This is a genomic window from Agrobacterium sp. A3-95, assembly GCF_053521785.1.
Window position 1 is genome coordinate 83,744 of record NZ_JBNWDR010000012.1, and the last position, 26,180, is coordinate 109,923.

A 26,180-nucleotide genomic window follows, 5' to 3' on the forward strand; every position below is an offset into this window, starting at 1 on the left:
CCAAGGGGTTCCTCCCGGTGGGGCTGCCTGCTGCTTAATGCAGCGGCGGCCCCGATCGGAGCTTGTGAGGATGTTTCATGAAAAAACTGTTTTCCAGCGTCAGCGACGGTCGTGGTTTCGACCTCATCCTTGTCGCTTTTCCTTTGGGCTTCCTGTTCGTCATGGCGGGGCTGCCGCTCATCTACAACATCGTCATGAGCTTTCAGGAAGTCGACATGTTCAGCCTGGGCACCTTCGTGCGCCCCTTCGTCGGCTTCAAGAATTATATCGACCTGTTCCGGCAACCGGAAACATTGCCGATCCTTTTCAACACCGTCACCTTTGTCGTCACCTCGATTGCCGGGCAATTCGCGATCGGCTTCGGTCTGGCGCTGTTCTTCTGGGTGAACTTTCCCGGCGCCACCTGGCTGCGCGGGCTGTTCCTCGTTTCCTGGGTCATGCCCGGCCTCGTCGTCGGCGCGATCTGGAACTGGATATTGTCAGGCGATTTCGGCGTGCTGAATTTCTTCCTGCGGGAAAGCGGCATGATCTCAGGCAATATCTTCTGGCGATCGGACGCGAATTTTTCGCTCTGGGCCGTGGTCATCGCCAATATCTGGCTCGGCACCTCGTTCAACATGATCCTTCTTTCTGTCGGCCTCGCCTCCATCCCCGGTGATCTCTACGAAGCGGCGGAGCTGGATGGCGCGAACGCCTGGCAGCGTTTCTACACCATCACCCTGCCGATGATGCGTTCCACCATCGGCGCGATCATCTCGCTCGGCCTGATCTTCACGCTTCAGCAGTTCGATCTTTTCGCCGCCATCACCGATGGCGGGCCCAACAACAGTTCCAACGTAGCGCAATATTGGGCCTGGGATCTTTCGTTCCGGCAATATGATTTCGGCAAGGGCGCGACGATCTCCGTCATCATGATCGTTTTCGTCATGCTGGCTTCCGTCGTTTATGTGCGCTCGACACGGCATGAGGTGCGCGGATGAGTATCACGACCCGCAACCGGTTGATGCTGGCAATCGCCATCGTGCTTGCCGTCATCTATCTCTTTCCGCTCTACTGGATGTATCTGACCTCGCTGAAAAGCGGCTCGGAGATGTTTGCTAACCCGCCGGGCTTCTGGCCGGCCGATCCGCAATGGCAGACCTATGCCTATGTATGGGAAAGCCGCAATATGGGCCGTTATCTGTGGAATTCGGTGCTCATCGCTTCAAGTGCCGTGGCGCTCATCACCGTGCTTGGCGTTGGCTGCGCCTATGTGCTGGCGCGCTATCGCAACGTCTGGGTTGATATCGGCCTCTTCCTCATCCTCATGCTGCAGGTTCTGCCGGCATCCCTGATGATTACGCCGATCTTCGTCGGCTTCTCGCAAGTGGGTCTGCTGGATTATCCCCGCCTGTCGGTCATTCTCGCCATTGCGGCGAAAAGCATGCCCTTCTTCGTGGTGCTGGTGCGCGCAACCTTCATGGCGGTGCCGCAGGAGCTGGAAGAGGCAGCGCTTGTGGACGGCAATTCCCGCGTCGGCGCCTTCTTCAACATCGTGCTGCCGCTTGCCAGAAACGGCATTCTCGTCAGCGCCATTCTCATTTTCATGCAGGCATTCGGGGAATTCGTCTATTCGAAATCGATGATCCAGGCGGCTGAATTGCAGCCTGCCAGTGTCGGCCTCAATTCCTTCATGGGCCCCAACACCAGCGAATGGAACAACATCATGGCCTATGCGACCATGTATGTGACGCCCATTCTTGCCCTGTTCATTCTCTTGCAGCGCCGCATCGTTTCCGGCCTGACATCGGGAGCGTTAAAATGACCCTTCAGATAGAACTTTCCGGCGTAAACAAATATTACGGTGCCTTTCACGCGCTGAAGAACATCCATCTTTCCATCAAGAAGGGCACCTTCGTCGCCCTCGTCGGCCCGTCCGGTTGCGGAAAGTCCACTTTGCTGCGTTCGCTGGCGGGGCTGGAAACCATATCGAGCGGCGACATGCGCATTGCAGGCACTTTGATGAACGGTGTGCCGCCGCGCAAGCGCGATGTCGCGATGGTGTTCCAGTCCTATGCGCTCTACCCGCACATGACGGTGGAGGAGAACCTGACCTACTCGCTGCGCATGCGCGGCGTGGCAAAATCGGAGGCCCGCAAGGCGGCAGAGGAGGTTGCAGCCACCACAGGCCTGTCAAAGCTGATGAAGCGCTATCCGCGCGAACTTTCCGGCGGGCAGCGCCAGCGTGTGGCGATGAGCCGCGCGATCATCCGCAACCCGCAGGCATTCCTGTTCGACGAACCGCTCTCCAATCTAGACGCGGCCCTGCGTGTGCACATGCGCAAGGAAATCCGAGCGTTGCACGACCGCCTGCACGCCACCTCGGTCTATGTCACCCATGACCAGATAGAGGCGATGACGATGGCGGATCACGTCGTCGTCATGCGCGACGGCGTGATCGAACAGCAGGGCACGCCACTGGAATTATACGACCGCCCGGTCAATCGTTTTGTTGCTGGCTTCATTGGTTCACCGGCAATGAATTTCATTCCGGCAACGGTCAGCCCGGACGGCGCGGCGCTTCAGCTGCGTTTCAGTGAAGGCGAGCCGCAGCAGTCCATCAAAAACCCGGCTCCCTTATCGCCCGGCAAGCGTGTCATCGTTGGTATCAGGCCGGAACACATCCGACCGCGAACCGCAACCGGCGCGGCGTTGACGTTACCTGTTTCGGCCGTGGAAACCACAGGTTCGGCCACCTTCCTCACCCTTGGCACATCGACCGAAGTGGTCATCGCTATACAGGGACGCAGTGAGGTCAGGAGCGGCGAAGTCGTCGGCCTCGACATCAACCCGACCGACCTGCATTTGTTTGATGAAGAAACCGGAGCCGGCCTCGGAGGCCGGTGAAACGAACCATGGGGCATATCCGGACCGGACGGCCCTTCGGGGCTTTCCGATCCGCAACGAGGTGAAAGCTTCAGCGCCCCATGATGATGTCGAGGATGTTGCGGCGCGTGGTTGCGGAGGTGGCGGTGGCCCGGCCAACCTCGCGGGCGGCGATGGCGGGCGAACCGGAGCCTTCAATATCCACCCATCGACCGGCATGCTCCGTGGATTGACGCTTGAGATAGGTATAGGGCGTTTCGTCCCAGCGAAAGATCTTCGATTTCATATTGTCGAGGATGAAATCTCCGCGGTCCGTTCTTACCGTGAGGATGGCATGGCCATCGCCTTTTTCGTCGCGGACGACGGTGATCAGCAGATCGGAAACCGGGAAACCGGCATCCATAAGCCGTTTCCGTTTCTCCAGCGTGAGGTCCTCGCAGTCTCCCGCGCCGTTATAGGGATACTCCCAATAGTCCTCGTAACCCCAAACTTCCATGTCGGAACGCTGGTCGATTTCGATATTGACTGCGCTGTTGATCGAAACAAGGGTAGCCCAGACATCAGGCGTAAGACTGAGCGGCGGCATTTCCCTGACCGGCTGACATTCATCCGTATGCCGCTTGCAGAAATCGTAATGCCCGATGGGCTGCGACGTGAACTTGCCAGTCTGCATCGAAGGAGACGCCTGCACCGGCGCAGCGAAACCCGCGACGGCCAGAATGAAACATGCTTGCAGCAATTTGATGAGATGGGTCATGTTCGTCTCCTGACGACATGACCTACCGGTGGCGATTTGAGTTCACATGAAACAAAATGCTCGACTTTTAACGAACCCGATAATTCCGCTCCCGATGGTCCCGACAAGGAGCGGCGTTGACTGGGATAACGCCGGGGTAGCCACGGCATCTGAACGGTCAGCAACGGTAAAGTGAGCAGCGGGAACTTGCCACGCCGGGGCGGCCTGCCTATGAAGAGGCCGTCACGCAATAGTAATCCACATATTAGAGAACGCTGCATGAGCCTGTTTGCGAAGACCACCCGCGCGGCCGCTGTCATTCTGGCACTGGCCTGCCTGCCCTCAAATGCCGCAGCGCAGCAGATGGTCGTCGTACCTCCCGGAAACCGCTCCGCCCAACAGCCGGAAATACCTCAGGCCTCGGCGATCAGGACCAGGGCGTTTTCCACGACCTATGAGGAAAAATTCCGCAAGACGGTCGATCTTCTAAACAGCGAACCCGGTCTACTTGGCAAGATCAGGAAGGCGGGAGCGGCCTATGGCATCGACCCGATCCATATCGTCGGCGCCATCGTTGGCGAACACACTTTCAACGTCACCGCCGTGGACCGCCTGCAGACATATTACGTCAAGGCCATTTCCTATGCGGAACTCGATATAAAATTCAGCTATCAGGGCGTTGCCCTGAAGACGTTTCTCGAGCGTCCGGAATTCCGCTCCTGCGCGACGCTTGCCACGACATCCGAGCAATGGAGCTGCCGCGATATCGTTTGGGATGCAAGTTTCCGCGGCAAGGTCGTCGATGGCGTGAGCTATGAAGCGATTTCGTTCCAGCGGGCCTTCTTCCAGCCCTTCTATGCCGGACAGACCTTTGGTCTTGGCCAGATCAGCCCGTTGACGGCGCTGCAGGTTACCGATCTCGTAAACAGAACCAGTGGTCTGCCGAAACTCTCCGCCGACAGGCCGAAAGAGATCTACCGCGACGTCATGGATCCTGACCGGAGCATCATCTACATCGCCGCTATCCTTCGAGATTCCATCGATGCCTACAGGGAAAAAGGCTTCGACATTTCCGGCAATCCCGGCATCACCGCCACCCTCTACAATGTCGGCCAACCCCGGCGTCGCGCCGAACGCCTGCGGACGGCCGTGGATGCAGGCGCAAAGAACCTGCTGCCGGTTGAAAACTACTATGGATGGCTTATCAACGAGCGCCTCGACGTTCTGAGAGGCATCCTCGATGGCAAGGCCATCGACAAGCGAACCACCTCGGATATCGGCGAAAAAACGCGATAATGCCCTTGCAGGGAGGATTGCAAATCTGCCTCGCAAAGGATGATGCACGCAAAACGCTTCCCCGACCGCCCGGAATCTGCTACTGCCACGTGCACAAGAATTGACTGATAGTGGGATAATTCCGCGATATGCCTGACGAAGGCGACAGTACCGACGATAGTCGACACCGAACGAGGCTGGCTTGCGTAAAGCGAAGCCAGCCTCGTCCTTTCTTGTTTTCTTCAACGAAACGGGTTTCAACCTCGGATGTTCAGTCCGGGGCTTTTTGCGTTCGCGCCCGTTCCCATAAAGGCCCCTGACCATGGAATTCCTCGCAGATCCAAATATCTGGATCGGCCTCGTTACCCTTATCGTCCTCGAAGTCGTCCTCGGTATCGACAACCTCGTTTTCATCGCGATCCTCGCCGACAAGCTGCCGCCGCATCAACGCCACAAGGCGCGGATCGTCGGTCTGTCGCTGGCGCTTGTCATGCGCATTCTGCTGCTGTTTTCGATTTCATGGATCGTGACGTTGACGCGGCCGCTATTTCAGGTCGCGGACTTCTCCTTCTCCGGGCGCGACCTCATCCTCATTCTCGGTGGTGCGTTCCTGCTCGCCAAGGGAACGATGGAACTGCACGAACGGCTGGAGGGCGCGCATAAGCCAAAACAGGGCAAGGTCGTCCATGCCGTCTTCTGGCAGGTGATCGTGCAGATCGTCGTGCTTGATGCCGTGTTCTCGCTCGACAGCGTCATCACCGCCGTCGGCATGGTCAACAATCTCTGGGTGATGATTACCGCCGTCTGCGTGGCCATGGCCGTGATGATGGCAGCATCGAAGCCGCTGATGAGCTTCGTGTCGAAACACCCCACCGTGGTCATTCTCTGCCTCGGCTTCTTGTTGATGATCGGCTTCAGCCTGATCGTCGAAGGTTTCGGCTTCCACCTTCCCAAGGGTTACCTCTATGCCGCAATCGGCTTTTCCGTGCTCATCGAGGCGGCAAACCAGATTGGCAGGCGCAATCGCGAAAAACGCATCACCGCCGGTGATATGCGCGAGCGGACGTCCGATGCCATTCTGCGGCTTCTGGGCGGCCGTGTCGGCGAAGAACAGTCCCTTGGCGAGACAGCCGACGTCATCGCGGCACAGGCGGCACGAAGCGACCTGTTCAAATCCGAGGAAAAGGACATGATCCGCGGTGTCCTTACGCTTGCCGAGCGCCCCGTTGTATCAATCATGACGCCACGGACGGAAATCGACTGGCTCGATGTCGACGCCGACCACGATACGCTAAGGAACCGCCTGCTGGAACTCGACCATTCCCGCCTGATGCTCGCGCAGGGCAAGCTGGATTCGTTCCTCGGTGTCGCCGCAACAAGGGACTTGCTACGCGATCTTCTGCATGACGGCAAATTGAACCTAGAGCGCTCGCTGCGCCAACCCCTCGTCGTGCATGAAAGCGCCACCGCGTTGCAGGTCATGGAGCAGCTGCGCAAATCCCCGCTCCAGATGGCCGTCATCGTCGACGAATACGGCACGCTTCAGGGAATAACGACGCCTACCGACATTCTCGAGGCTATCGCCGGCGAATTTCCGGATGAGGGCGAGGAATCGCAGATTTCGGAACGGGCAGAGGACGGTTCCTGGCTGCTGGACGGCGTTGTCGACGTCAGACGGGTATCCTATCTGCTGGATATCGATCTGGTGGACGAGGACGATCGTTACTCCACCGTCGCCGGCTATATCCTCTGGCGCCTCAATCGCCTTCCCGAGATCGGCGAACGTGTTTCCGGCGACGGGTTCGAGTTCGAGATCGTTTCCTGCTCGGACAGAAACATCGAAAAGGTCCGGGTCTGGAACACCACGCTTCCCGAGGCGTGAGCTGGAAAAATCCCGAACCCGTTTCGAAATGGCGACGTGACGTGCAAGCAACGGCACGTCTCCACATTTGCATCACCAAGCAAGCGGCCGACCGGTGAAAACCGTCCTCCGCTCTAGTGGGCGGCATCGATCGTGGTAATCCAGCCGGCGGCGCGGCGGGCTGCTTCCGCAAGCACCGGTTTCGGCGCCTTGTACCATTCGTTTTCAGGCAGCTCACGCTTCACGCGTACGAAGCTGATGGCATCGTCGAGCGTCGGGAATTCCACCGGCAACGTCATATGCAGAAAGAGCGCAACAACAGCGACGGAACGCGAACGGCCGCCGCGGCAATTGATCAGCACGCTGCCGCGCTCGCGCCGGGGATAGGACGGCTTGTCGGGCAGTATCTGTTCGAGCGCCGCCCGCAGGATGTAATGGGCCGCAACCATCTGGGTATCGGGATTTCCATCGCCGTCGATCAGGCCGATCTTGTAATAACGTATTTCGCCGGGTCCATAGACGCTGCCTTCATGATCGGAAACGATCTGCGGCTGCTCCACGAAGTTGAAGTCGAGATTGACGGCGCAATTGACGACGGTGGTGATGCCGTTTTCACGCAGAAGCTTCAGATCGCTGGCGCCTTCCTTACCTGAAATGAAGAGATCGACGCCATAAAGCGGATGCCGCTCATAGATGCGGCTGAGCTTCGGCAATTCGCCGGTTTCCTGTTCGCGAGGTAGGGTCTTTTCCGGTTGCGGCATGTCTTGTCTCCATCGGCGCCGATGTGGCGGCCGTCATGTCCTTGCTTGTTCAGGCGTTTGCAGCCGTCTGGCTTGGCGGGATCGCTGCCCTGGCTATGCGGCTTGCGGATATGGATCGCGCCACCCGCTGCAATGTCTGGTAATTCGCCCCCTCGCCCGTGGCGATATAGCCGGGGCAGAGAAAATCGGCCGACCCCTCCGCCACCTTCCCCAAGGTCAGCGGCTCGTATGTTCCCCCGGCATTCTTGAGAATGAGGATGGCTGCTGCCACATCCCAGGCGTTGACGCCGAAGCCCGCAGCAGCATCTGTCCAGCCTGCCGCCACATGCGCGATGCTGAGGGCAGCGCTGCCGGGCCGGCGCAGCGTCGAGAAGGTCTCGACAAGCGCACCGAAATTGGAAAGCGCCGCATCCCGCCCATCCAGCCGGAAATCGCGCGAGACCGGATAGCCCGTGATAAGCGTCGCCCGGGTTTCATCTGCGACGCTGCGGGAGCGCAGCCTGTCGCCGTTGAGATAAGAAGCCTCGAGGTCGGCGGAAAACATCTGGTCAGTCACGGGGTCGTACACCACGCCGGCAACGGCTTCCCCACCGATGACGGCGGCAATCGATACGCACCAGAAGGCAAGGCCACGGGCAAAATTCGCCGTGCCGTCAATCGGATCGACATACCATTGCACCTCGCCGTTGCCGATCTGGCCACCCTCTTCGCCCATGATCGCCGAATTCGGCTCCCGTTCGAGAATGACGGCGCGGATCGCGGCTTCGGCGCGTTTGTCGTGAATGGTGACGATGTCGTGGAGATCGACCTTGTAATCCACCGCCATATCAGAGCGGAATGCCACCAGCAGCGGATCGCGCACGGCACGCGCCGCCGCTTCGGCGATTTTCATCAGCCGCACCGAGCGGGAAAGCGCCTCCTCATTTCCAGATTTGTTTTCAGTCGAAGAAGGGCTTTGCATCGGCATATCCAGTCTGTTTTTTTCGCAAAGGAGGGACCGGCGCGGCAGGACCGCGCCAGCCTGGATTATTTCCTGTAGTTAACGCGCCAGACATCCTGCCATTCCTCGCGACGATCGAAATCGTTGAGGCCGGTGGCGGACTCGTAACCCATCAGCCTGTCGGCAACCTTCATCAGCCCCGACGGCTCGTCAGCCGGCATCTTGATGTCGATATTGGTCGGCAGCTTGCCGTCCTTCATCTGCGGTGCGATGCCCTCTTCCGTCAGTATGTAGTGGACGAAGAGTTTCGCCATGTTCGGACTTTTGGTCTTGGAGGCGATGAGCCCAAGCTTGATGTAGGTCCAGCCGACCCAGGGATCGAGACCAGTGCAGAGGCCGAGCTTGTAGCCCTTGTCGGCATTGTCGCGGAACTTGGCAGAGCTGAGCAGGCCGAAGAAGGGCTGCTTCTGGCCGGGTGCGCCGACGGCCTCTGCCACCGGGTCATCGCCATCGGTGGCAAGCGGGCCGTTCTGCGCCAGCGCCTTGATCCAGGCTGCGGCCGCATCCTTTTCGATATCCTTGCCAAAATGGGCCTTGTAGGCGGCCGCCACCTTCTCGTTGCCGTGGGCTTCGAGCTGGTTGAACCAGTCCGTATAGGTGCTCTTGCTCAAGGGATCGACCATGGCGACCTTGCCTTTCCATTTCGGCTCGGTCAGTTCCCAGATGTTGGTCACCGGGCATTTATCATAGGCTTCCGTATTGTAAGCCCAGACATTGGCGTTGGTGGAGATTGCCAGCGGGTTCTGGAACTGCGCCGGGATTTTCGCAACCATGTCGCCCGGCAGGTAATTCTCGACAAAACCCGCCGGCAGAAGCTGCGCGAGCGCCGATGGCGCATCGGTGATCAGCACCACGTCGCCCTGCACATTGCCGGACTGGCTTTCGCGGATGATCATTTCCAGCTGGCTGTTGGCGGAAACCTTCACGCCTGTCGCCTTTAACCCGTATTTGGCGCTGAACTTGTCGGCCATCTCCACGATCTTGCCGGTGCTGTCGTAGATATTGATCGGCTTCTCCTGCTTCGCCGCCGCCAAGATCGCATCGAGATCGAAGGTTTCTTCGGCTGCAGCCCCCATTGCGGATATGCCTGCAACGGCGATGGCTATCGCCGTCATCGGTAAAAATCTGCTTCTTCTCATCGTTCCCCTCCCAAGGAAAAGGCAAGGCAGGCTCACGCCTGCCCTGCCGCTATTTTTTGTAGTTCACACGCCAGAAATCCTGCCAGCCTTCGCGCTTGTCGAGGTCGTCGGCCGCCGTTGCGGCATCAAAGGCCATCAACTCGTCGAGATGATCGGCTACCCGCGATGGTTCGTCCGCCGGCAGACCGATTTTCGTGTTGCCGGAGATTTTGCCATCGACCGTCTGCGGCGCGATGCCCTCTTCCGTCATCAGATAGTGAAGGAAGAGCTTTGCAGCATTCGGGCTTTTGGTCTGCCCGGCAATCAGGCCGAAGCCGGGATAGAGGAACCCGGAAAACGGTTTTACGCCGCTGCAAAGACCGAGCTTCAGCCCCTTGGCCTCATTATCGCGGTATTTCGCCGCCGAGGTGATGACGAAAAAGGGATCGGTCTGTCCCGGAGCGCCCGCCGCATCGGCAACCGTGCTCGAGTCCGTCAGCAGGGGAGCGTTCTCGGCAAAGGCCTTCACCCAGGCAGCCGTCGCGCTTTTTTCACCCGTTTCCAGCTTCTTGCCGTAAAGCTCCTCATAGGCCTTGGCGACATCGGCATCATGATGGGTTTCGATCTGGTTGAACCAGTCGGCATAAAGCGGCTTGTCGAAGAGATCGAGCATGGCAAGCTTGCCCTTCCAACGCGACTCCGTCAGCTGCCAGATGTTGGTGACCGGGCATTTGTCGTATTTCTCGGTATTGTAGGTCCACACATGCGGATCCGAAACGACCACGAGCGGATCGCGCAGCTTTTGCGGAATATCGCTTTCCATATCCGGTGGCGACCAGCTGGTGGCAATGCCTTCCGGCAGAAGTTCCCCCATGGCGGAGGCGACATCCGTTGCGACGCTGACATCGCCGACGACATTGCCGGCGCGATGTTCGCGGATCATCAACTCGACCTGAGTTGCCTCGTTCACTTTCTTGCCGCTTGCCTGCACGCCATATTTGGCGGTGAAGGCCTGTGCGGTGTCGACGATCTTGCCGGTCACCGCATAAACGGTGATCGGTTTTTCCTTCTTCGCGGCGTCGATGAGCGCATCGAGATTAAAGGCGTCCTGCGCGTGGGCAACACCGCCAAGCGCCAGCGAGAAGATAAGGGAAAGGGCTGAAGCCGCCATCCGCCGCCGCCGCTCGCCACCACATCGGTTCTTGGTCATGATATTCACTGTGTCGGTCCCCCCGTTATTTCTTGTAATTCACACGCCAGAAGTCCTGCCAGGTTTCGCGCGCATCCCAGTCTTCCAGGCTGGTGGCCATGCTGTAGGGCAGAACGCGGTCGAGCACGGCGCCGATACCCGAAGGTTCGTCGGCGGGCAGTTTCACGTCTTTGTTGGTGGACATCTTGCCGTCGATCGCCTGCGGCGCGATGCCTTCAGCAGTCATGACGTAGTGAATGAAGAGCTTTGCAGCATTGGGGCTATCCGTGCCCTTGGTGATCAGGCCGACACCTGGATAAAGCCAGCCGATCCACGGCTTCAGCTCCTTGCAGAGGCCGAGTTTCATGCCCTTGTCGGCATTATCGCGAAACTTCGCCGAGCTGATGAGGCCCATGAAGGGCTGCTTCTGGCCAGGCGTGCCAACGGCTTCCGCCGCCGCTGCATCGGCATCGGTCAGCAGCGGCGCGTTGGCGGCAAGTGCCTTGACCCAGGCCGCTGTCGCGCTTGACTCTGCGGTCTTGAGGTCCTTGCCGTAAAGCGCCTTATAGGCCGCCTTCACCTCTCCATCGCCATGCTTAGCCATCTGGTTGAACCAGTCGACATAGGATGCCTTGCCGAGCGGATCCTGCATCGCCACCTTGCCCTTCCACTTCGGGTCGGTCAGTTCCCAGATATTGGAAACGGGGCATTTGTCGAAAAGCTCGGTATTGTAGGCCCAGACATTGGCGCTGGTGACGACGGTCAGCGGATCCTGATATTCTGGCGGAATATTGCCAGCGAGATCCGGCGGCAACCAGCTTTCGACAAAGCCCATTGGAATAAGCTGTGCCATCGCCGCCGGGGCATCGCTTATGATCGAGACGTCACCCTGAATATTGTTGGCCCGCGCCTCTCGGATGACCATCTCCAGCTGCGCTGTTGCCTTTACCTTCGCACCCTCCGCGCCCACGCCATACTTCTTGGCGAAATTCTTCGCCATTTCCACGATCTTGCCCGTGCTGTCATAGACGGTGATCGGCTTTTCCTTTTTGGCAGCCTCGATCAGGGCGTTGAGGTCGAAAGGCTCCCCCGCCTTCGCCACGCCGCCAAACGTTGCCAGAATTGCCGTTGCACACAGGAGACGGCTAAGGCCGCCCGTCATTTTCCGCTTCATACTGCTCCTCCTTCAGCAAGCGATTGTCAGTCTTTTCATCGTTGTCAGTTGTAGCTACTGCTCCTCAGCACGGCGTCCGCTTCGGTAATCCGTTGCCCTTTTGCGTCGAACACATGCAGGGCGTCGGGAGGCACGTGGAAAAACACACGGTCGCCACTATCGACGCGCGGCAGGGCATGGGTGGTCAGGAACAGCGTGTGGTTCTCGCTGCTCAATTCGAGAATCCAGCTGCCGCCCGTCGGAAGCACGCCGGTCACCGTCATTTCACCGAAGAGGCTGCCCTGCGGTACATCCTCAGACCTTGCCGTGTAACCCATCGCCTCTGGCCGCATGCCGACCGAGGCGATGCCGCGCAACTGCGGATAACGTGTTGCGAAATAAGCCTCCGCATTGTCGGCGATATCAGACACGCCGGGCTGGCCGAAGGTCAGAATATTGATCGGCGGACTGCCGACGAATTCGGCGACGAAGCGGTTGGCCGGACGGTCGTAGATATCGTTCGGCGTACCCATCTGCTGGAGTGTGCCCTCGTTCATGACGGCGATTGTCGTTGCAAGTGTCATTGCCTCCCACTGGTCATGCGTCACGAAGACGATGGTGGTCTTGAACTCCTTGTGCAGCCGCTTCAGCTCGGCGCGCATTTCCAGCCGCAGCCGGGCATCGAGGTTGGACAGCGGCTCATCCAGAAGCAGCACACCGGGATTGACGGCAAGCATGCGGGCCAGCGCCACACGCTGCTGCTGCCCACCGGAAAGCTGTGACGGATAACGGTCGCGGTACTTGGCAATGTCTAGCGCCTGCATGACGCGCTCGACGCGTGCCTCCCGCTCGGCTTTCGGCAGCTTGCGCAGGCGCAGGCCGAAATCGGTGTTGCGCTCGATGGTCAGATGTGGCCAGAGCGCGTAGCTCTGGAAGACGAGCCCCATTTCGCGCTTTTCCGGCGGCACGAATATGCCGTCATTGACGGAATCTATCACCCTGTCGCCGACACGGATTTCACCGCCGGAGAGGTTTTCAAGACCCGCGATCATGCGCAGCGTCGTGGTCTTGCCGCAGCCGGAAGGGCCAAGCAGGCACATGAATTCGCCGTCGCGGATTTCGAGATCGAGATCGGAAACCGCATTTGCGGAATTCACGCCGTAGTTCTTCTGCGCCCCGCGCAGGTTGATGGTAGGCATCAGCTTCCAAGTCCTTCTGCAAGATTTGTGCGGGTCAGCTTCTGGGCCAACAGGGTACCGAAATAGGCAATGCCAGCGATGATCAGCACCACGGCGTTTGCGGCCTGCGTATAGTGGTAGTCGACCAGCCGCAGCGAATAGGTGGTCAGAACATCCGTGCTCGGCACCGCGAGGATCACAAACAGGCTCAAGCCCTTGATGCCCGAGATGAAGGGCAGGAGAACCCCCGTCACCAGCGATCCCTTCTGGATCGGGATGACGATCGAGACCATGCGGCGGAACCAACCGGCACCGGCTATCTGTGCTGCCTCTTCCGGGTCCTTTCCAAGCTGTGTCATGGCCGAGATACCGGCGCGCGAGGCATAGGGCATCTGGTCGGCAATCAGTGCGAGGATAAGGATCGTCACCGTGCCGTAGAGCGCCGGCATCGGCCCGCGTGGAACCGCAAACAGCGAGAGATAGGCGGCAGCAAAAGCGATGCCGGGCACGAGATAGGGCAGGAACGTGACCTGACGCAGATAGACCGACAGGGCGCGCACCGGCGTGCGGATGACGACATACCCGACCAGAAGGCCGAGGACGCCAGATGTGAGCGAGGCAAGACCAACGATCATCATCGTGTTCTTCGCGGCTGCCCATAGATCGGGGCTTAAAAGAACGCCGGTCTGCAAGGCCACCGTGTTGAGATTGCTGCCGATCCAGTAATCGAGCGTGAAATTGTCGAATGTGAATTTGGCCGGCATCTTCATGACGGTCGAGAGAGCGAGGGTGAGCAAAGGCAGGCCGACGCTGAGAATGAAAACAGCGGCCGCAAAGCCCGTTGCCGGAAGACGCATTTTGCCGAGGCGGCTTTGCCGGTTCATCGACCCCTTCGAGCCGATCGTCACGAAACGGCGGGCTTCGCGAACCAAGCGGGCATCGATCATCAGCGTGATGATGCCGATGAGCATGATCGAGGCCGCAACGACACCGGCAACGCCAGTCTGCCGCGAGGCGATGCTGCGGAACAGCGATGTCGAGAGGACTTCGAACTTCACGGGAAGCCCGAGAACATAGGGTACGCCGAATTCGCCGAGGCACTTTGCAAAGATCAGCACCATGGAAGATAGCAGCGCCGGGCGCATCAAGGGCAGGATGACCTGCAAAGCCACCTGATAACGATGAGCGCCGAGAATGCGGGCCGAATCCTCCAGCTGCGAGTCGAAGCGGCGCAGCGCCGAGCCGAACAGCAGGATAACGAAAGGTGTGTAATGCAGGGCAAGGATGATGGTGATCGGGAAGCGCCCATAGGCCACCCAGTCCGGCGGTGTCAGGCCCATCGCCTCGAACCAGCCGGGCTGGCCGCCAACGGTGCGATTCTTGAACAGCGTCGTCCAGGCGAGAGCGAAGGTCCATGCGGGCAGCATGTAGGGCACGATCAGCGCGGTAGCGAACCAGCGGCGACCGAACATGTCCGTGCGGCTGATAAGCCAGGCAAGCACCGTGCCGATAACAAGCGAAAGCGCAATCGCCCCCAAAGCGACGGTGAGCGTGTTGAAGAGCGGATGCCAGAAAAGATCCGTTGCGACGGGCGAGAAGAACGCCCTGTCGAGATAATAGAGCGTGAGATCACCGACATCTTTGCCAAGACGCCGTTCGTGGCCGAACTGGACACGGACGGCATCCAGAACGATAGAGATGATCGGAACGACGATCAGATAGGTGAAAAGTAACGCCGTCAGCACGCCGATGAGCGTCGTCGGCTCCCTGAGCGCGACCTTGAGGCGATATCGCCAGGCCTGCCATGCCGAAGGCGCGGTCGCCGGGGGACGCCCCAGTGCCTCCGCCTTCGTTGATTCGCTTAAAAGAGCCATTATTCCTCCCCATATGGCCGCAACATTGCTCGGACACGCCGGCAAGCATCTGCCTGCGCGCAACCTGCGGAACAGGCGGCGCGTGCGTCGAACATGAGCAATGCGTCAATGCTTCAGCAGCGGGCACATTAGGCCCGCGAGCAACGATGATCCAGCTCCTCCCGGAAACATCGCCGGCAAGCAAAACGTGGAATAAATATTCCATATAGCGCTTAACCTTGGAATGCATGATCCATCCTAAACGGCATTTTGTCAACGAAAAAATGCACACGTGATCATTGATATATGTCATTGTTTTTAAATGGTTTTATTGAACGCGTTTTGCAAATTTTCTTATCGACGCACAAGCAGTCAATTTTTCCCGCAGAATGAAAATGGAAAGGACGATATATTTGCCGGCGAAAGCGAGAACCGCCTTCCATCAGCAAGAGCGCTTCGCACCTGAAATATTTCGATTGGAATAGTCGGCCCTTATGGCCTGTGATATCAGACATGTGGTTTTGCAACGGGGAAGTTGAATGGCGAGAGGGTTCGTGACGGCCGAAGAGGTGGCGAAAAAGGCTGGTGTCTCGCGCTCCGCCGTCTCGCGCACATTCACCCCCGGCGGCAGCGTATCGAAGGCCGTCCGGCGCAAGGTGTTGAAAGCCGCGCATGAGCTTGGCTACCGCGTCAACCGTTTGGCCCAGGGCCTCAACAATGACCGATCCAATCTCATCGGGGTGGTCGGTGCCAATCTCAGCTCGCCGTTTATTTCAAAACAGCTCGACCTCCTCAGCATCGGCCTTCTGCGTCGCGGCTTGCAATGCCTGCTGCTGAATGCGGCCGATGCACGCAAGGATATCGCGCCGCTGATCGAACTGCTTTTCGAGTTTCGCGCCCAGGCCATCGTCGTACTCTCCGGCGAGCCGCCAGCCTCGATTGTCGACGAATGCATTGCTAATGGCGTGCGCCTCATCCTCATCAACCAGCGCCTCGACCGGACCGATACGAACATGGTGCTGAGCGACGATTCCCACGGCGCCGATCTCGCCGCCATGCGGCTTATGGCGGCTAAATGCCGAAAGGTCGCGGTCGTTTCCAGCGGCAGCCAGACACCGGCACAGCTGCGCCGCGCCGGCGCTTTCACCCAGCGCATGAGCATCGAGGGTATCGAGGTCGTTCCATGGTCGGGCGGTCCGACGAGTTATGACAGCGGCTATCAGGCAGGCTGCGAGTTGCTGACGGACAAGACAATAGACGGCGCCTTCTGCGTGACTGATCTGCTGGCACTCGGCTTCATGGATGCAGCAAGGCTAGAGATGGGCCGCCGAATTCCGGAAGACCTGTCGATTGTCGGTTTCGACGATATTCCGCAGGCGGGCTGGAAAAGCTATCAGCTGACGACCGTTGCCCAATCCTTTGACGCGCTGACCGAGAAGGTCCTGACCGCCCTCGACAGCGACGAGCCCGAGACCCGGCTTCAGGTCGTGCCCGTTGAGATGGTCGAAAGGATCACCGCGCGCTAGAAGAGCACTCCCGGACAAAAACCACAGCGCCGTTTTACTGGCATGGCTTCAACCCGCCTGCTTGATCCGGCTTTCGATCAGGAGACCGCTTTCATCGAGGATCGGATGTGCGACGGCGGCGATATGGGCGTTGATGCGCTTCAGATCGCGCAACATGTCGAGATGCACTGAGCTTGTCTGGATGCTGTCGGTCAGGCCGTCGCGCAGGCGCTGGAGATGTCGCTCCGATGACTGTTTTTCCAGCCGTCGCACATCTTCCTTCACCTCCACCAGCCGACGGGCAAGGTCGGCATTGCGGGTGGCGAAAACGGATTGCGCCATGCGGATATTGTCGAGCGTGATGGAGAATAGACGTTCCAGCTCGCTTTTGCCATCATCGGAAAACCTGAGACCAAGATTGATCTTCTTGGCGATTTCCGGGCGGATGCCCTTCTCGATGATATCGCCGATATGTTCGAGATTGATGGCATATTCAACGATATCCATCGCACGTCGCTGATCCTTCTGGCACAAACCATCCTGGCCCACCTTTGAGACATAGACCTTGATGGCATGCTGGATACTATCGACCCGGCCTTCCAGCGTGCTGATATCATTGAGTTTGGAAAGATCGCTGTCGCGCATGGCGTCATTCGCCTGACGCAGCATGCGCTCGATCAGGTCACCAACCAGCATGACCTCGCGGCTTGCACCGGCAAGCGCCGCAACCGGTTGACCCAGATCATGACTGTCGAGATAGCTGCGGCGGCTTTCGGCTCCCTCTTTTTCCGGCAGCAGCGCGGTCGTCATCCGCAGCAACAACGGCGATAGCGGCCATGCGATCGCGGCAACAGCAAGATTGAAAAGGAGATGCGCATCGACCGCTAGATTGGCGTGCGAGAAAGGCGACATGTCGAGCAGTGCCGCGCCGTACCCGGCAAGAGGCAGGGCTGCGACACAGCCGGTGGTCCGGACGATGAGGTTGCCAAGCGCCACCCGGCGCGCCGCGACCGGCGCCTTCAACGTCGCCAGCACCGGAGGAACCGCGCCGCCGAGATTGGCGCCGAGTACCAGCACGATAACGAGGCTTGTTTCAATGCCGCCGCTTGCCGCAAGTGACAGGATGAGGACGACGATGGCAAGGCTCGATGATGCCAGCACGGCCAGCACCGCGGAAAAGATCAACGCGACCGGCCAGGCATTGCCGAGCATGGAAATGAAGAGGTTAAGCGCCGGCGACTGCCGGATCGGATCCGTCGCCGCAGAAAGAAGATGCAGGGAAAGCAGCATCAGGCCGACACCGGCAAGGGCAGCACCCGCACCCTGCCGCTGCACCGACTTTCCACGCAACAGGATGACACCGGCAAGGATCAGCATCGGCGACAGCCAGCCCAGACCGAGTGCGACAATCCACGCGGTCGTCGCAGTGCCCACATTCGCGCCGAGCAGCACGATTTGCGCCATCGCCGGTGCGATCAAGTCTTTTTCAACGAAGGAGGCAACCATCAGCGCCGTGGCTGTCGAACTCTGCAGGGCGATCGTCGCCACGAGACCGGCGATGAAGGAGCGAAACCCACCCCGTGTACCGGCGGCAAGCCCGATGCGAAGCTTGGCACCGAAGGCACGCGACATTCCGTCCTTGATCTGCCCAAGGCCGAAAAGCAGCAGCGCCACCGCGCCGAACAGATTGATGCTGACAACGACCGATTCCAATAGATCACCTCGCCTGTCCTGCTTGCCGCCACTCTTCCCCGAGGGGACGTTGATCTGCCCCGTTCACATCGCGGATTGCGTCGAAAAAACCTACGGATCACACCGCAACGGATTGGAGTTGCGGTGTGACACGGAGCTCCAGATGCCGCAAACCGCCTTCGGCACGGTCGAGAAACAGCCCAAGGGCACCGAAGAAGATTTCGATAAAACTCTTAACCGAACCGTCGTGGTGATCGGGCTCACGGCCGAACCGCTCCGCCAGCATCCGGTAAAGGGAAAGCCGTTGAGGCGCGATATGGACAAGCGCCAGACCCGCGCTTTGACGCAGGCAATACCAGTCAGCAATAAGCTCGAACATCGGCAGATCGGAGGAAAGCCCGGCATCATGCGAGGCAAGGCTTTTTTCACCAAGCAGGCCGATAACCTCGGATATGGTTTTATCCGCAATCGCCGACACGATCCCGGCTGGCCACTCCTTGATGAAATAACGATGCCTGATAAGCGCGCGTTTGTGGCCAAGCAGGAAATCACCATAATTGCCGGCCGCAAATGCGCGGTCCTCATCCTCGCCCGCAAGTGCCATTTCCTGCGCATACCCCCGGCAAATGCGGCTGTTAATCGGCAGCGCGGCCATTTCCACCGTCTCGATGGAAATCTCGTGCTGCTGGGGATGGACGACCTTGAAGGCGGGTGGAAAGGCAACCAGAGACGGCACGGCGATATTTGTGAGCGAGGTTTCCCCTTCCCCACGCCGGGTTACGCCTTCCACATGCAGATGTCCGCTGAAATGGACTTGGAGCCCCGCCTCAACCAGCGCATCCTCAACCGCCTTGCGCGGCGTACGGCGCACGACGTTGGTTTCGCCGAACAGCGCACTTTCGGCACCGCTTGCGCCATCGAAGGGATCGAGCGCCGGATAGTGCGAAAAGCCGAGCAAAGTCTTGCCGAGCGCCTGCGCTCTTTCGCGCACATCGGCAATCCAGTCGATGATGAAGGGCTTGCAGCGCAAAAGCGCATTCCAGCCGCCAGAGGTACTGTCGGTGAAAGCCGCTTCCTCACCCGTCTCGAAAGCGCCGTCAAGCGGTTCGAAAATATTGGCGTCGATCATGAGCAGCCAGAGGCCCGGCTCCGGCTCAACCAGATAAGATGCGTCCATCAGCCGGTAGATATTGGTGCCATCGGGGGAACGCACCTCGTAGAGACGATCTTCCGGCGCATCGGAAAGCCCGAACGGTGTTTCCCAATGCAGATAGTCCGGCTGGCGGAAATATCCGAAAGCCGCCATCGGGCCAAGGCCAACGGGGTAGCCTTCGCAATACATCCGGTTGCTGATCACCACCCGATCACCGGCCCGCCGCGCATCGCTTGAAACGGAAAGGCATTTGCCGTTCTCCGTCAGAAACTCCTTGGTATGATGTCGGCCACGCGGGCCGAAAATATCGTGGTTGCCGGGCAGCGCATAAAAGGCGGTGCCATGGGTATCACGATGACGCTCCAGAATACCCTTCAGCGTTTCGGATGTCGCGCGCTGGCCGTCGTCGGTATAGTCGCCAAGCAGCACCACATGGCGAATGCCCCGCTGCCGCACTTCTTCGAGTGCAGCATGCAGCGCATCGGCGCTTTCGTTGAAAACACGGGTGGATTCGCGTGTATCCGACCAGCTACGCATGGTGATGCGTTCTCCATCGACCTCTATGCCGGGAAAACCGAAATCGGCCGCCGTGTCATGGAAATGGGCGTCGGCAATGACGGCGACGGAAGGAAGCGTGCGTTTCAGCATGGTTGGACAGTCTTTCTGCCTTCGACCATATCGATCCAGTCGGAAGCGCGGCGGGCAGCAGCATAGAGCATCGGTTTCGGTGTCTCGAACCATTCGTCCGGCCGCAATTCCCGCTTCGTGCGGATCACAGCCAGTGCATCGTCGAGGTTAGGGTAAAGATGCGGCTGCTGCTTGTGCAGGAAAAGCGCGACCAGCGATACCGAGCGGCTGCGGCCGCTGCGGCAATTGACGAGCACATTGCCGCCATCGGGGAACGGATAGGTTTCGCGTTTTGGCATGGTCTGCCGCAATGCGCCGTCGAGAATATAATAGGCCCCCAGCATCATCGTGTCCGGACTGCCTTCGCCGTCGATAAGACCGAGCTTATAATAACGGATATCGCCATACCCCACCGCGCACCTGTCGCCATCTTCCGCCGACGCCTGCACGAGATTGATATCCAGATTGACGGCGCAGTTGACGACGGTGGTAATGCCGTGCCGGTGAAGGAGCCCAAGGTCGCTCGCACCATCGCTGCCGCCGATATAGAGCGCAACGTTACGCGGGCCGAGCCCTTCCGCAATCAGGCTGATCGCAGGCCGGGCATAAACGGGTCCATCCATCTCATTCCTCCACATGCACCAAGCACCCTTCACGGACGGGCGCTCGTCTAAACTCAGGCCGATACGGCCCGCTGCCGATCCGAAGGTTGCCGCTCTGCCAAAGGTATCTTCGATGCCCGGCTGACGCCGCTTGCAACACCGCTGGCTGCGGCCAGCACCGGCCCGCCATCTTCAAGACTACCGATCTCCAGGAAAGGGCAGACGTCGCCGCCAGCTTCGCTGACGAGTAGCAGTCCCGCAAGACAATCCCATGAATTCATGTGCAATTCGAGATAGGCATCGGAGCGGCCATCGGCCACATAGGCAAGCGCCAGCGCACCGGAACCGGCGCGGCGCACGTTGGTGCCCATATCGAGCAGGTTCTTGACGACATCAAGATAGGTGGCATTCGCGATACGGGTCGACCAGCCCATTTCGATCGAGGCCGCATCGAAACGTTCCGTCTGCGCAACCTGGATCGGCTGCCCGTTACGCGTTGCCCCCTCGCCGCGCTGGGCGAAATAAAGTTCATTCAGAGCCGGATTATAGATAGCGCCGATTTCGGTTTGCCCGTTTTCGACATAGGCGATGGAGATGCAGAAGTGCGGAATGCCGCGGGCGAAATTTGCGGTGCCGTCCACGGGATCAACGACCCAGACGCGATCACCGATCACACCGCCGCCCTCCTCGCCGAAAAAACTGTCCTTAGGAAAGCAGGCCGAGATCGCGCCGCGAATATGCGCTTCGGAGGCTGCATCCGTCACCGTCAGAAAGTCCTGCGGGCCCTTCATCGAGAAGCTGCGTGTCGCCTCGCCCTGAAAGCCTTTCAGCACCAGTTCCCCGGCGGAAAGAATAACGCTGCGGCACAGTTCGGCACGGGCTGCCAACGTATCCGGATAAGGCATCAGGTCCATGCGGAATAACCATCTCTCAAAAGATTGAACACGCGTTCATATTGCACACGTGTTCAATCTTTTCAAGCGTGATTTTGCGGCAGGCGGTCCGCTGGAGTTCATACCAGTCCCCAAAGCGTTCAGACAACCGGTTTGGCCCAAAATCCCCCAGACGCGATGGAACGGTTTTGCACTGCGGGAGTTTCCATATCGCAACACAAGCAGGAGGAAGAAAAATGGATCACGCCAATCACGTACGCCTCGTTGAAACCGAACTGACCCCGTCGGTTCTGGAAGGTGCAACAGTTTATGGCGCAGATGACCACAAGGTCGGCAAGGTCGATCATGTCCATGGCGTCGGCGCGGCAAGCACCGCGATCATCGACGTCGGCGGCTTTCTCGGCATCGGCGCAAAGCCCGTCGCAGTACCGCTCAGCGATCTCGATTTCATGCGCGATGAAGACGGCGATGTCCACGCGATTACATCGTGGACCAAGGATCAGCTCAAGGAAATGCCTGAGCATCACCACTAATCTTTAAAAAACGCCCGGCTACCAGCCGGGCGTTCTTTTTTCTCCTGTCGGGCGACCCCGCCCATACTCCCTCCCCATAAGATGAGCTAAGGCCCGATTGTTCTGCCGACCGATGGAACGCTTAAGCGTATCGAGCATTTTCATGGCGCTCAAAAAATTCGGGCGCAATGCAGTTCAGGGGGACAGCGATTGAACAACGAGATACAGGCCACTCCGCTGAGCATCGACGACGTCACCGTTATCGATGACGAGAAGGTCAAAAAAGCAGTTACGGCAGCCGCTCTCGGTAACGCGATGGAGTGGTTCGACTTCGGCGTATACGGCTTCGTCGCCTATGCCGTCGGCAAGGTCTTCTTCCCTGACGCGTCACCCGCCGTTCAAACGGTGGCGGCGCTCGCAACCTTCTCCGTCCCCTTCCTCATCCGCCCATTGGGGGGCGTATTTTTTGGCGCCATGGGCGACAAATTCGGGCGTCAAAAAGTCCTCTCACTGACAATCATCATCATGGCCGCGAGCACCTTCTGTATCGGCCTCATCCCCGGTTATGCCACCATCGGCATATGGGCACCCATTCTGTTGCTGTTATGCAAGCTTGCCCAGGGGTTTTCCGTTGGCGGAGAATATACCGGTGCGGCCATTTTCGTGGCGGAATACGCGCCTGACCGGAAGCGCGGTTACCTTGGAAGCTGGCTCGACTTCGGCTCCATCGCCGGCTTCGTGCTTGGCGCGGGACTCGTCGTGCTGCTCAGCACCGCGATGGGTGAAGCCAAGTTCCTCGACTGGGGCTGGCGCATTCCGTTCTTCCTGGCGGCACCCCTCGGGCTGATCGGGCTTTATCTGCGCCACGCGGCAGAAGAAACACCAGCCTTCACCGAACGCCTGCAGCGCTCCGAAGAAGAAGACCGGCAGTCGCTGAAAGAGCGCCCCATGGTTCCCATCGCCGAGATCGTGAGCCAACATTCCCGCTCGCTGGCAATATGCATAGGCATGGTCCTCGTGACCAACGTCACCTATTACATGCTGCTCACTTACATGCCAACATATCTGTCGAAGACGCTGAATTACAGCGAGGACCATGGCGTCCTCATCATCATCGCGATTATGGTTGGCATGCTGTTCGTCCAGCCCGCTATCGGGCTTTTGAGCGACCGGATCGGACGCAGGCCGTTTCTGGCGGTTGGCAGCACGGCGATCCTGTTTCTTTCACTGCCGGCATTTCATCTCATCGCCAGCGGACAGGTTGTTCAGATTTTCTTCGGCCTGCTCATCCTGGCGGTCGCACTTAACTGCCTGATCGGGATCATGGCATCCACCCTCCCGGCCCTTTTCCCGGCCCGCATCCGCTACAGCGCGCTGGCTATCGCGTTTAATATCTCGATCATCGTTGCCGGGCTCACGCCGACACTCACCGCATGGTTGGTGGAGGTAACGGAAAATATCTATATGCCGGCTTACTATCTCATGGTCGCGGCCATCTTTGGCATTGTGACGACATTTTTCCTCAAGGAAACCGCCAACCGGCCGCTTTATGGCGACACGCCGAATGCGTCTAGCCGAAAGGAAGCGAAGTCGCTTCTTGCAGAGCAATATCTGCACATTGAGAAAAGCGTCGATGAGATAGACGACGAATTGCTCAAACTTGAAGAACAGAAGGAAATTCTTCAGGCAAAACGCAACCAGCTGGTTGGCAGACATCCGGATCTGACCTGAGCGGGATATCCAGTCCTGGAAGAGGATGCGCGGCGATGCATTTGCACCCCGCGCATCCCTTTAAACGTCAGACGGCAAGGAACCCGCCATCGATGGGCAACACCGCGCCGGAAATCATGCTGCTATCATCTGACAGAAGCAGTGCGATGCTCTGTGCCACGTCTTCGGCCTCCGCAAAGCGCTGCAGCGGATGGCGAACCATCATTGGTGCGCTCTTGGCCGGATCGTTCCATGCTTCGGCAGCCAGTTCAGTCAGCGTGATGGTCGGCGCCACGGCGTTGACACGGATGCCGTGCGGCCCGAGTTCCTTGGCAAGAACGCGGGTTGCGCCTTCAAGCCCCGCTTTCGAGGCCGCGTAGCAGAGATGATCCTGAAAACCCCGATGACCGGCAATTGACGTGATGTTGACGATTGCGCCACCGCCGCCCTTTGCCACGCGGGCACGGGCGAATTCCTGGCAGGTGACGAGCGCGGCACGCAGATTGATGCCGAGCACAGCCTCATAACCTTCGTCGCTCATATCAAGCACGCTTTCGAGCACGTTGATGCCAGCGCTGCTGATGAGAAAATCACAAGGACCCGCTTCGGCCATTGCGGACCGCGTTGCAGCCACATCGGCAAGATCGACGCGGATCGAGCGGCCACCGATTTCGCTTTTCAGGCTGTCGAGATCGGACTGGGTCCGGCTGATTGCCACGACCTCAGCACCGCGCGCGGCCATCAGGATAGCGCAGGCACGGCCGATGCCCTTGCCTGCGCCGGTGATGATGACGGATTTTCCAGAAAACTGCATGGAATCCTCTTTATTTTGCGGCCAAGACGGCCGGACGATGGAAGCGTGTGGCGCTTCAGGAATGGTTTGCAGAACGAATGGCGCGCGCCGCATTCTGCAGTGCCAGAAACGCGTCGTAGCGTGACTGGTGCACTTGGCTGAATGCAGCGTCCGGCGCCGAATATTTGGCAATACGCGACATGGCGGGCATTGCGGAAATCAGGTCGGGATAGGCCTTGGCAGCAACCGCACCGAGCATTGCCGATCCCAGAAGCACCGGCTCCTCGCATTCAGTGAGTTCAACAGGGAGCCCCGTCGCATCCGCCAGCAATTGTCTGGCAAGCGGATGCGCGCCCGCGCCGCCGCTGACACTGATCGTTTCCACGGGAGCGCCATGACGCGCCTGCGTCTCGATGATCTGGCGAAGCCCGTAACCGAGGCCGAGAAGCCCCGCCACGTAAAGCGCGACAAGCGAATCCACCCCCGTCTCGGTGCCGTAACCGGCAATGATGGCACGGGCATGAGGATCGGCGAAGGGCGCGCGGTTGCCGAGGAACTCCGGCACCACGTGAAAATTCTCGGCAATCTTCACGGCAGCGGAAGCAGACGTGGCCAAAGCAAGTGCACGGTCGGCAAGCCATGCAGGTAATGACTTGCCTTCTTCCTCGGAAAGCGCCTTTGCCTCTGAAAATGCCGGGTGCAATTGCACCAGATAATCAATGGCCGCACCGGCGGCGGATTGGCCGCCTTCATTGAGCCATGCGCCGGGAACCATGGCGGAATAATAGGGACCCCAAACACCCGGCACGAAAGCCGGCTCCGAGGTGGTTGTCATGGTACAGGAAGAGGTACCAAAGACGTAACCGAGGCACCGCGAAGCGTCGCCGCCCGCAGCCACCGTGCCGACACCCCCCGCATGCGCATCGATCAGACCGGCGGCAACGGCAGTTCCAGTAACCAGCCCCATGGCTGTTGCGGCCTCATCGGTCAAACCATTACCCAGCGCCGTGCCTGGATGAACGACGCTTTCACCGATACGGCGGAATCCCTGCTCCGCTAGATCGCCAAGCCCGATGCGGGTGAAATATTCCGCATCCCAACGTTCCTCATGGGCGAGATAAGTCCACTTGCAGGTAACCGTGCAGGCGGAACGATCGAGCGCGCCTGAGGCTTTCCAGGTCAGGAAGTCCGTCAGGTCGAAGAAGTGCTCGGCGCGCGCATAGATACCCGGCCTGTTTTCGCGAAGCCAGAGCAGCTTGGGCGTCTGCATTTCCGGGGAAATCCGGCCACCGACATATTTCAGAACGGCATGTTCGCCCGCATTGATCCGCTCCGCCTGTTCGACGGCGCGGTGATCCATCCAGACGATGATATCGCGCTCTGGATGATCCGGCGCGCCGACCGGAAGGGTCTCATCCTCAGGCCCGCGCACCACGAGCGAGCAGGTGGCATCGAAACCGATGCCAACCACGGCTACGGGATCTATGCCGGCGCGCGAGACACTTTCCCGCACGCTGTCGCAAACGGCTTTCCAAACCTCACCACTCGATTGTTCGGCTATGCCGCCGTCTTCACGATGCATCGTGATCGGGCGCTTGGCGGTGGCCAGAAGCCTGCCCGCCACATCAAAGACACCGGCACGGGCAGAGCCGGTACCGACATCGACGCCAATCAGGTAGGAAGCCATTTGCGATACTCCTTGGG

The 26,180-nt window shown here is 59.2% G+C and carries 22 protein-coding genes; 8 read left to right on the plus strand and 14 right to left on the minus strand.

From position 1 onward, the window contains the following. Positions 1-77: 77 nt before the first annotated feature. The 3 genes from ACQZ5Y_RS25130 to ACQZ5Y_RS25140 are packed head-to-tail and all read left to right on the plus strand — an operon-like array spanning position 78 to position 2,886. On the plus strand, positions 78-980 hold the full coding sequence (locus ACQZ5Y_RS25130) for a carbohydrate ABC transporter permease (RefSeq protein WP_003518164.1): 903 nt from the start codon (positions 78-80) through the stop codon (positions 978-980). Beyond that, on the plus strand, positions 977-1,804 hold the full coding sequence (locus ACQZ5Y_RS25135) for a carbohydrate ABC transporter permease (RefSeq protein ID WP_003518166.1): 828 nt from the start codon (positions 977-979) through the stop codon (positions 1,802-1,804). Before ACQZ5Y_RS25130 ends, ACQZ5Y_RS25135 begins: the two co-directional genes overlap by 4 nt. After that, entirely contained in the window at positions 1,801-2,886 is a 1,086-nt protein-coding gene (locus ACQZ5Y_RS25140; RefSeq protein WP_025595105.1) for an ABC transporter ATP-binding protein, read from the plus strand. The genes ACQZ5Y_RS25135 and ACQZ5Y_RS25140 overlap by 4 nt, the downstream gene beginning before the upstream one ends. Positions 2,887-2,956: 70 nt before the next feature. Here the strand turns inward: ACQZ5Y_RS25140 and ACQZ5Y_RS25145 are convergent, their stop codons facing one another. Further along, positions 2,957-3,622: a transglutaminase-like cysteine peptidase gene (locus ACQZ5Y_RS25145; RefSeq protein ID WP_111800906.1), complete on the minus strand. Its 666-nt coding sequence runs from the start codon at positions 3,620-3,622 to the stop codon at positions 2,957-2,959. A 258-nt stretch (positions 3,623-3,880) separates the two neighbouring features. Here ACQZ5Y_RS25145 and ACQZ5Y_RS25150 point away from each other — a divergent pair, with 258 nt between their 5' ends. Both ACQZ5Y_RS25150 and ACQZ5Y_RS25155 read left to right on the plus strand, forming a co-directional pair. Then, the gene (locus tag ACQZ5Y_RS25150) at positions 3,881-4,897 is read left to right on the plus strand and encodes a DUF1402 family protein (protein WP_003518169.1); all 1,017 of its coding nucleotides are present in this window, start codon (positions 3,881-3,883) and stop codon (positions 4,895-4,897) included. A gap of 301 nt (positions 4,898-5,198) precedes the next feature. Further along, a complete protein-coding gene (locus ACQZ5Y_RS25155) occupies positions 5,199-6,758 on the plus strand; it encodes a TerC family protein (protein WP_076845351.1) in 1,560 nt (519 codons plus the stop codon). Between the two features lie 113 nt (positions 6,759-6,871). On the opposite strand, the gene ACQZ5Y_RS25160 is transcribed toward ACQZ5Y_RS25155, so the two are convergent. The 7 genes from ACQZ5Y_RS25160 to ACQZ5Y_RS25190 all read right to left on the minus strand — a co-directional run bounded on the left by ACQZ5Y_RS25160 (position 6,872) and on the right by ACQZ5Y_RS25190 (position 15,010). Further along, on the minus strand, positions 6,872-7,498 hold the full coding sequence (locus ACQZ5Y_RS25160; RefSeq protein WP_003518174.1) for a dual specificity protein phosphatase family protein: 627 nt from the start codon (positions 7,496-7,498) through the stop codon (positions 6,872-6,874). A gap of 49 nt (positions 7,499-7,547) precedes the next feature. After that, positions 7,548-8,465 carry an inositol monophosphatase family protein gene (locus ACQZ5Y_RS25165; RefSeq protein ID WP_065687430.1) on the minus strand — a complete coding sequence of 306 codons (918 nt, stop codon included), beginning with the start codon at positions 8,463-8,465 and terminating at the stop codon, positions 7,548-7,550. 59 nt (positions 8,466-8,524) lie between these two features. After that, complete coding sequence (locus tag ACQZ5Y_RS25170; protein WP_035200115.1) at positions 8,525-9,613, minus strand: ABC transporter substrate-binding protein; 1,089 nt, start codon at positions 9,611-9,613, stop codon at positions 8,525-8,527. 73 nt (positions 9,614-9,686) lie between these two features. Further along, positions 9,687-10,787, minus strand: a complete 1,101-nt coding sequence (locus ACQZ5Y_RS25175; RefSeq protein WP_111804665.1) for an ABC transporter substrate-binding protein — start codon at positions 10,785-10,787, stop codon at positions 9,687-9,689. 64 nt (positions 10,788-10,851) lie between these two features. Then, on the minus strand, positions 10,852-11,979 hold the full coding sequence (locus ACQZ5Y_RS25180; RefSeq protein ID WP_174050961.1) for an ABC transporter substrate-binding protein: 1,128 nt from the start codon (positions 11,977-11,979) through the stop codon (positions 10,852-10,854). 44 nt (positions 11,980-12,023) lie between these two features. Beyond that, positions 12,024-13,157: an ABC transporter ATP-binding protein gene (locus ACQZ5Y_RS25185; protein WP_174050959.1), complete on the minus strand. Its 1,134-nt coding sequence runs from the start codon at positions 13,155-13,157 to the stop codon at positions 12,024-12,026. After that, the gene (locus tag ACQZ5Y_RS25190) at positions 13,157-15,010 is read right to left on the minus strand and encodes an ABC transporter permease (protein WP_003518186.1); all 1,854 of its coding nucleotides are present in this window, start codon (positions 15,008-15,010) and stop codon (positions 13,157-13,159) included. The genes ACQZ5Y_RS25185 and ACQZ5Y_RS25190 overlap by 1 nt, the downstream gene beginning before the upstream one ends. Before the next feature lie 518 nt (positions 15,011-15,528). On the opposite strand from ACQZ5Y_RS25190, the gene ACQZ5Y_RS25195 reads away from it, so the two are divergent. Beyond that, a complete protein-coding gene (locus ACQZ5Y_RS25195; protein ID WP_174050957.1) occupies positions 15,529-16,515 on the plus strand; it encodes a LacI family DNA-binding transcriptional regulator in 987 nt (328 codons plus the stop codon). A 48-nt stretch (positions 16,516-16,563) separates the two neighbouring features. On the opposite strand, the gene ACQZ5Y_RS25200 is transcribed toward ACQZ5Y_RS25195, so the two are convergent. From ACQZ5Y_RS25200 to ACQZ5Y_RS25215, 4 genes are all read right to left on the minus strand, one after another. Beyond that, complete coding sequence (locus ACQZ5Y_RS25200) at positions 16,564-18,207, minus strand: Na/Pi cotransporter family protein (RefSeq protein WP_025595112.1); 1,644 nt, start codon at positions 18,205-18,207, stop codon at positions 16,564-16,566. Between the two features lie 97 nt (positions 18,208-18,304). Next, on the minus strand, positions 18,305-19,987 hold the full coding sequence (locus ACQZ5Y_RS25205) for a metallophosphoesterase family protein (protein ID WP_174050955.1): 1,683 nt from the start codon (positions 19,985-19,987) through the stop codon (positions 18,305-18,307). Next, on the minus strand, positions 19,981-20,589 hold the full coding sequence (locus ACQZ5Y_RS25210) for a dual specificity protein phosphatase family protein (protein WP_019566888.1): 609 nt from the start codon (positions 20,587-20,589) through the stop codon (positions 19,981-19,983). Before ACQZ5Y_RS25210 ends, ACQZ5Y_RS25205 begins: the two co-directional genes overlap by 7 nt. Before the next feature lie 53 nt (positions 20,590-20,642). Continuing rightward, the gene (locus tag ACQZ5Y_RS25215; RefSeq protein WP_111842405.1) at positions 20,643-21,482 is read right to left on the minus strand and encodes an inositol monophosphatase family protein; all 840 of its coding nucleotides are present in this window, start codon (positions 21,480-21,482) and stop codon (positions 20,643-20,645) included. Between the two features lie 215 nt (positions 21,483-21,697). On the opposite strand from ACQZ5Y_RS25215, the gene ACQZ5Y_RS25220 reads away from it, so the two are divergent. Both ACQZ5Y_RS25220 and proP read left to right on the plus strand, forming a co-directional pair. Next, positions 21,698-21,994, plus strand: coding sequence for a PRC-barrel domain-containing protein (locus ACQZ5Y_RS25220; RefSeq protein WP_003518197.1), 297 nt, complete (start codon positions 21,698-21,700; stop codon positions 21,992-21,994). Positions 21,995-22,183: 189 nt separating this feature from the next. Beyond that, positions 22,184-23,704: a glycine betaine/L-proline transporter ProP gene (gene proP, locus ACQZ5Y_RS25225; protein WP_174050953.1), complete on the plus strand. Its 1,521-nt coding sequence runs from the start codon at positions 22,184-22,186 to the stop codon at positions 23,702-23,704. A 67-nt stretch (positions 23,705-23,771) separates the two neighbouring features. Here the strand turns inward: proP and ACQZ5Y_RS25230 are convergent, their stop codons facing one another. Further along, positions 23,772-24,497 (minus strand): SDR family oxidoreductase, encoded by a 726-nt coding sequence (locus ACQZ5Y_RS25230; protein WP_174050951.1) that lies wholly within the window; start codon positions 24,495-24,497, stop codon positions 23,772-23,774. Positions 24,498-24,552: 55 nt separating this feature from the next. Continuing rightward, a complete protein-coding gene (locus ACQZ5Y_RS25235; RefSeq protein ID WP_174050949.1) occupies positions 24,553-26,163 on the minus strand; it encodes an FGGY-family carbohydrate kinase in 1,611 nt (536 codons plus the stop codon). Positions 26,164-26,180 lie beyond the last annotated feature (17 nt).

Excerpts from the sequence above, each read along its gene's own strand:
- ACQZ5Y_RS25130 (WP_003518164.1), top strand. The coding sequence starts at position 78 with ATGAAAAAACTGTTTTCCAGCGTCAGCGACGGTCGTGGTTTCGACCTC.
- ACQZ5Y_RS25135 (WP_003518166.1), top strand. The coding sequence starts at position 977 with ATGAGTATCACGACCCGCAACCGGTTGATGCTGGCAATCGCCATCGTG.
- ACQZ5Y_RS25140 (WP_025595105.1), top strand. The coding sequence starts at position 1,801 with ATGACCCTTCAGATAGAACTTTCCGGCGTAAACAAATATTACGGTGCC.
- ACQZ5Y_RS25145 (WP_111800906.1), bottom strand. The coding sequence starts at position 3,622 with ATGACCCATCTCATCAAATTGCTGCAAGCATGTTTCATTCTGGCCGTC.
- ACQZ5Y_RS25150 (WP_003518169.1), top strand. The coding sequence starts at position 3,881 with ATGAGCCTGTTTGCGAAGACCACCCGCGCGGCCGCTGTCATTCTGGCA.
- ACQZ5Y_RS25155 (WP_076845351.1), top strand. The coding sequence starts at position 5,199 with ATGGAATTCCTCGCAGATCCAAATATCTGGATCGGCCTCGTTACCCTT.
- ACQZ5Y_RS25160 (WP_003518174.1), bottom strand. The coding sequence starts at position 7,498 with ATGCCGCAACCGGAAAAGACCCTACCTCGCGAACAGGAAACCGGCGAA.
- ACQZ5Y_RS25165 (WP_065687430.1), bottom strand. The coding sequence starts at position 8,465 with ATGCCGATGCAAAGCCCTTCTTCGACTGAAAACAAATCTGGAAATGAG.
- ACQZ5Y_RS25170 (WP_035200115.1), bottom strand. The coding sequence starts at position 9,613 with ATGACGGCGATAGCCATCGCCGTTGCAGGCATATCCGCAATGGGGGCT.
- ACQZ5Y_RS25175 (WP_111804665.1), bottom strand. The coding sequence starts at position 10,787 with ATGGCGGCTTCAGCCCTTTCCCTTATCTTCTCGCTGGCGCTTGGCGGT.
- ACQZ5Y_RS25180 (WP_174050961.1), bottom strand. The coding sequence starts at position 11,979 with ATGAAGCGGAAAATGACGGGCGGCCTTAGCCGTCTCCTGTGTGCAACG.
- ACQZ5Y_RS25185 (WP_174050959.1), bottom strand. The coding sequence starts at position 13,157 with ATGCCTACCATCAACCTGCGCGGGGCGCAGAAGAACTACGGCGTGAAT.
- ACQZ5Y_RS25190 (WP_003518186.1), bottom strand. The coding sequence starts at position 15,010 with ATGGCTCTTTTAAGCGAATCAACGAAGGCGGAGGCACTGGGGCGTCCC.
- ACQZ5Y_RS25195 (WP_174050957.1), top strand. The coding sequence starts at position 15,529 with ATGGCGAGAGGGTTCGTGACGGCCGAAGAGGTGGCGAAAAAGGCTGGT.
- ACQZ5Y_RS25205 (WP_174050955.1), bottom strand. The coding sequence starts at position 19,987 with ATGCTGAAACGCACGCTTCCTTCCGTCGCCGTCATTGCCGACGCCCAT.
- ACQZ5Y_RS25210 (WP_019566888.1), bottom strand. The coding sequence starts at position 20,589 with ATGGATGGACCCGTTTATGCCCGGCCTGCGATCAGCCTGATTGCGGAA.
- ACQZ5Y_RS25215 (WP_111842405.1), bottom strand. The coding sequence starts at position 21,482 with ATGGACCTGATGCCTTATCCGGATACGTTGGCAGCCCGTGCCGAACTG.
- ACQZ5Y_RS25220 (WP_003518197.1), top strand. The coding sequence starts at position 21,698 with ATGGATCACGCCAATCACGTACGCCTCGTTGAAACCGAACTGACCCCG.
- ACQZ5Y_RS25230 (WP_174050951.1), bottom strand. The coding sequence starts at position 24,497 with ATGCAGTTTTCTGGAAAATCCGTCATCATCACCGGCGCAGGCAAGGGC.
- ACQZ5Y_RS25235 (WP_174050949.1), bottom strand. The coding sequence starts at position 26,163 with ATGGCTTCCTACCTGATTGGCGTCGATGTCGGTACCGGCTCTGCCCGT.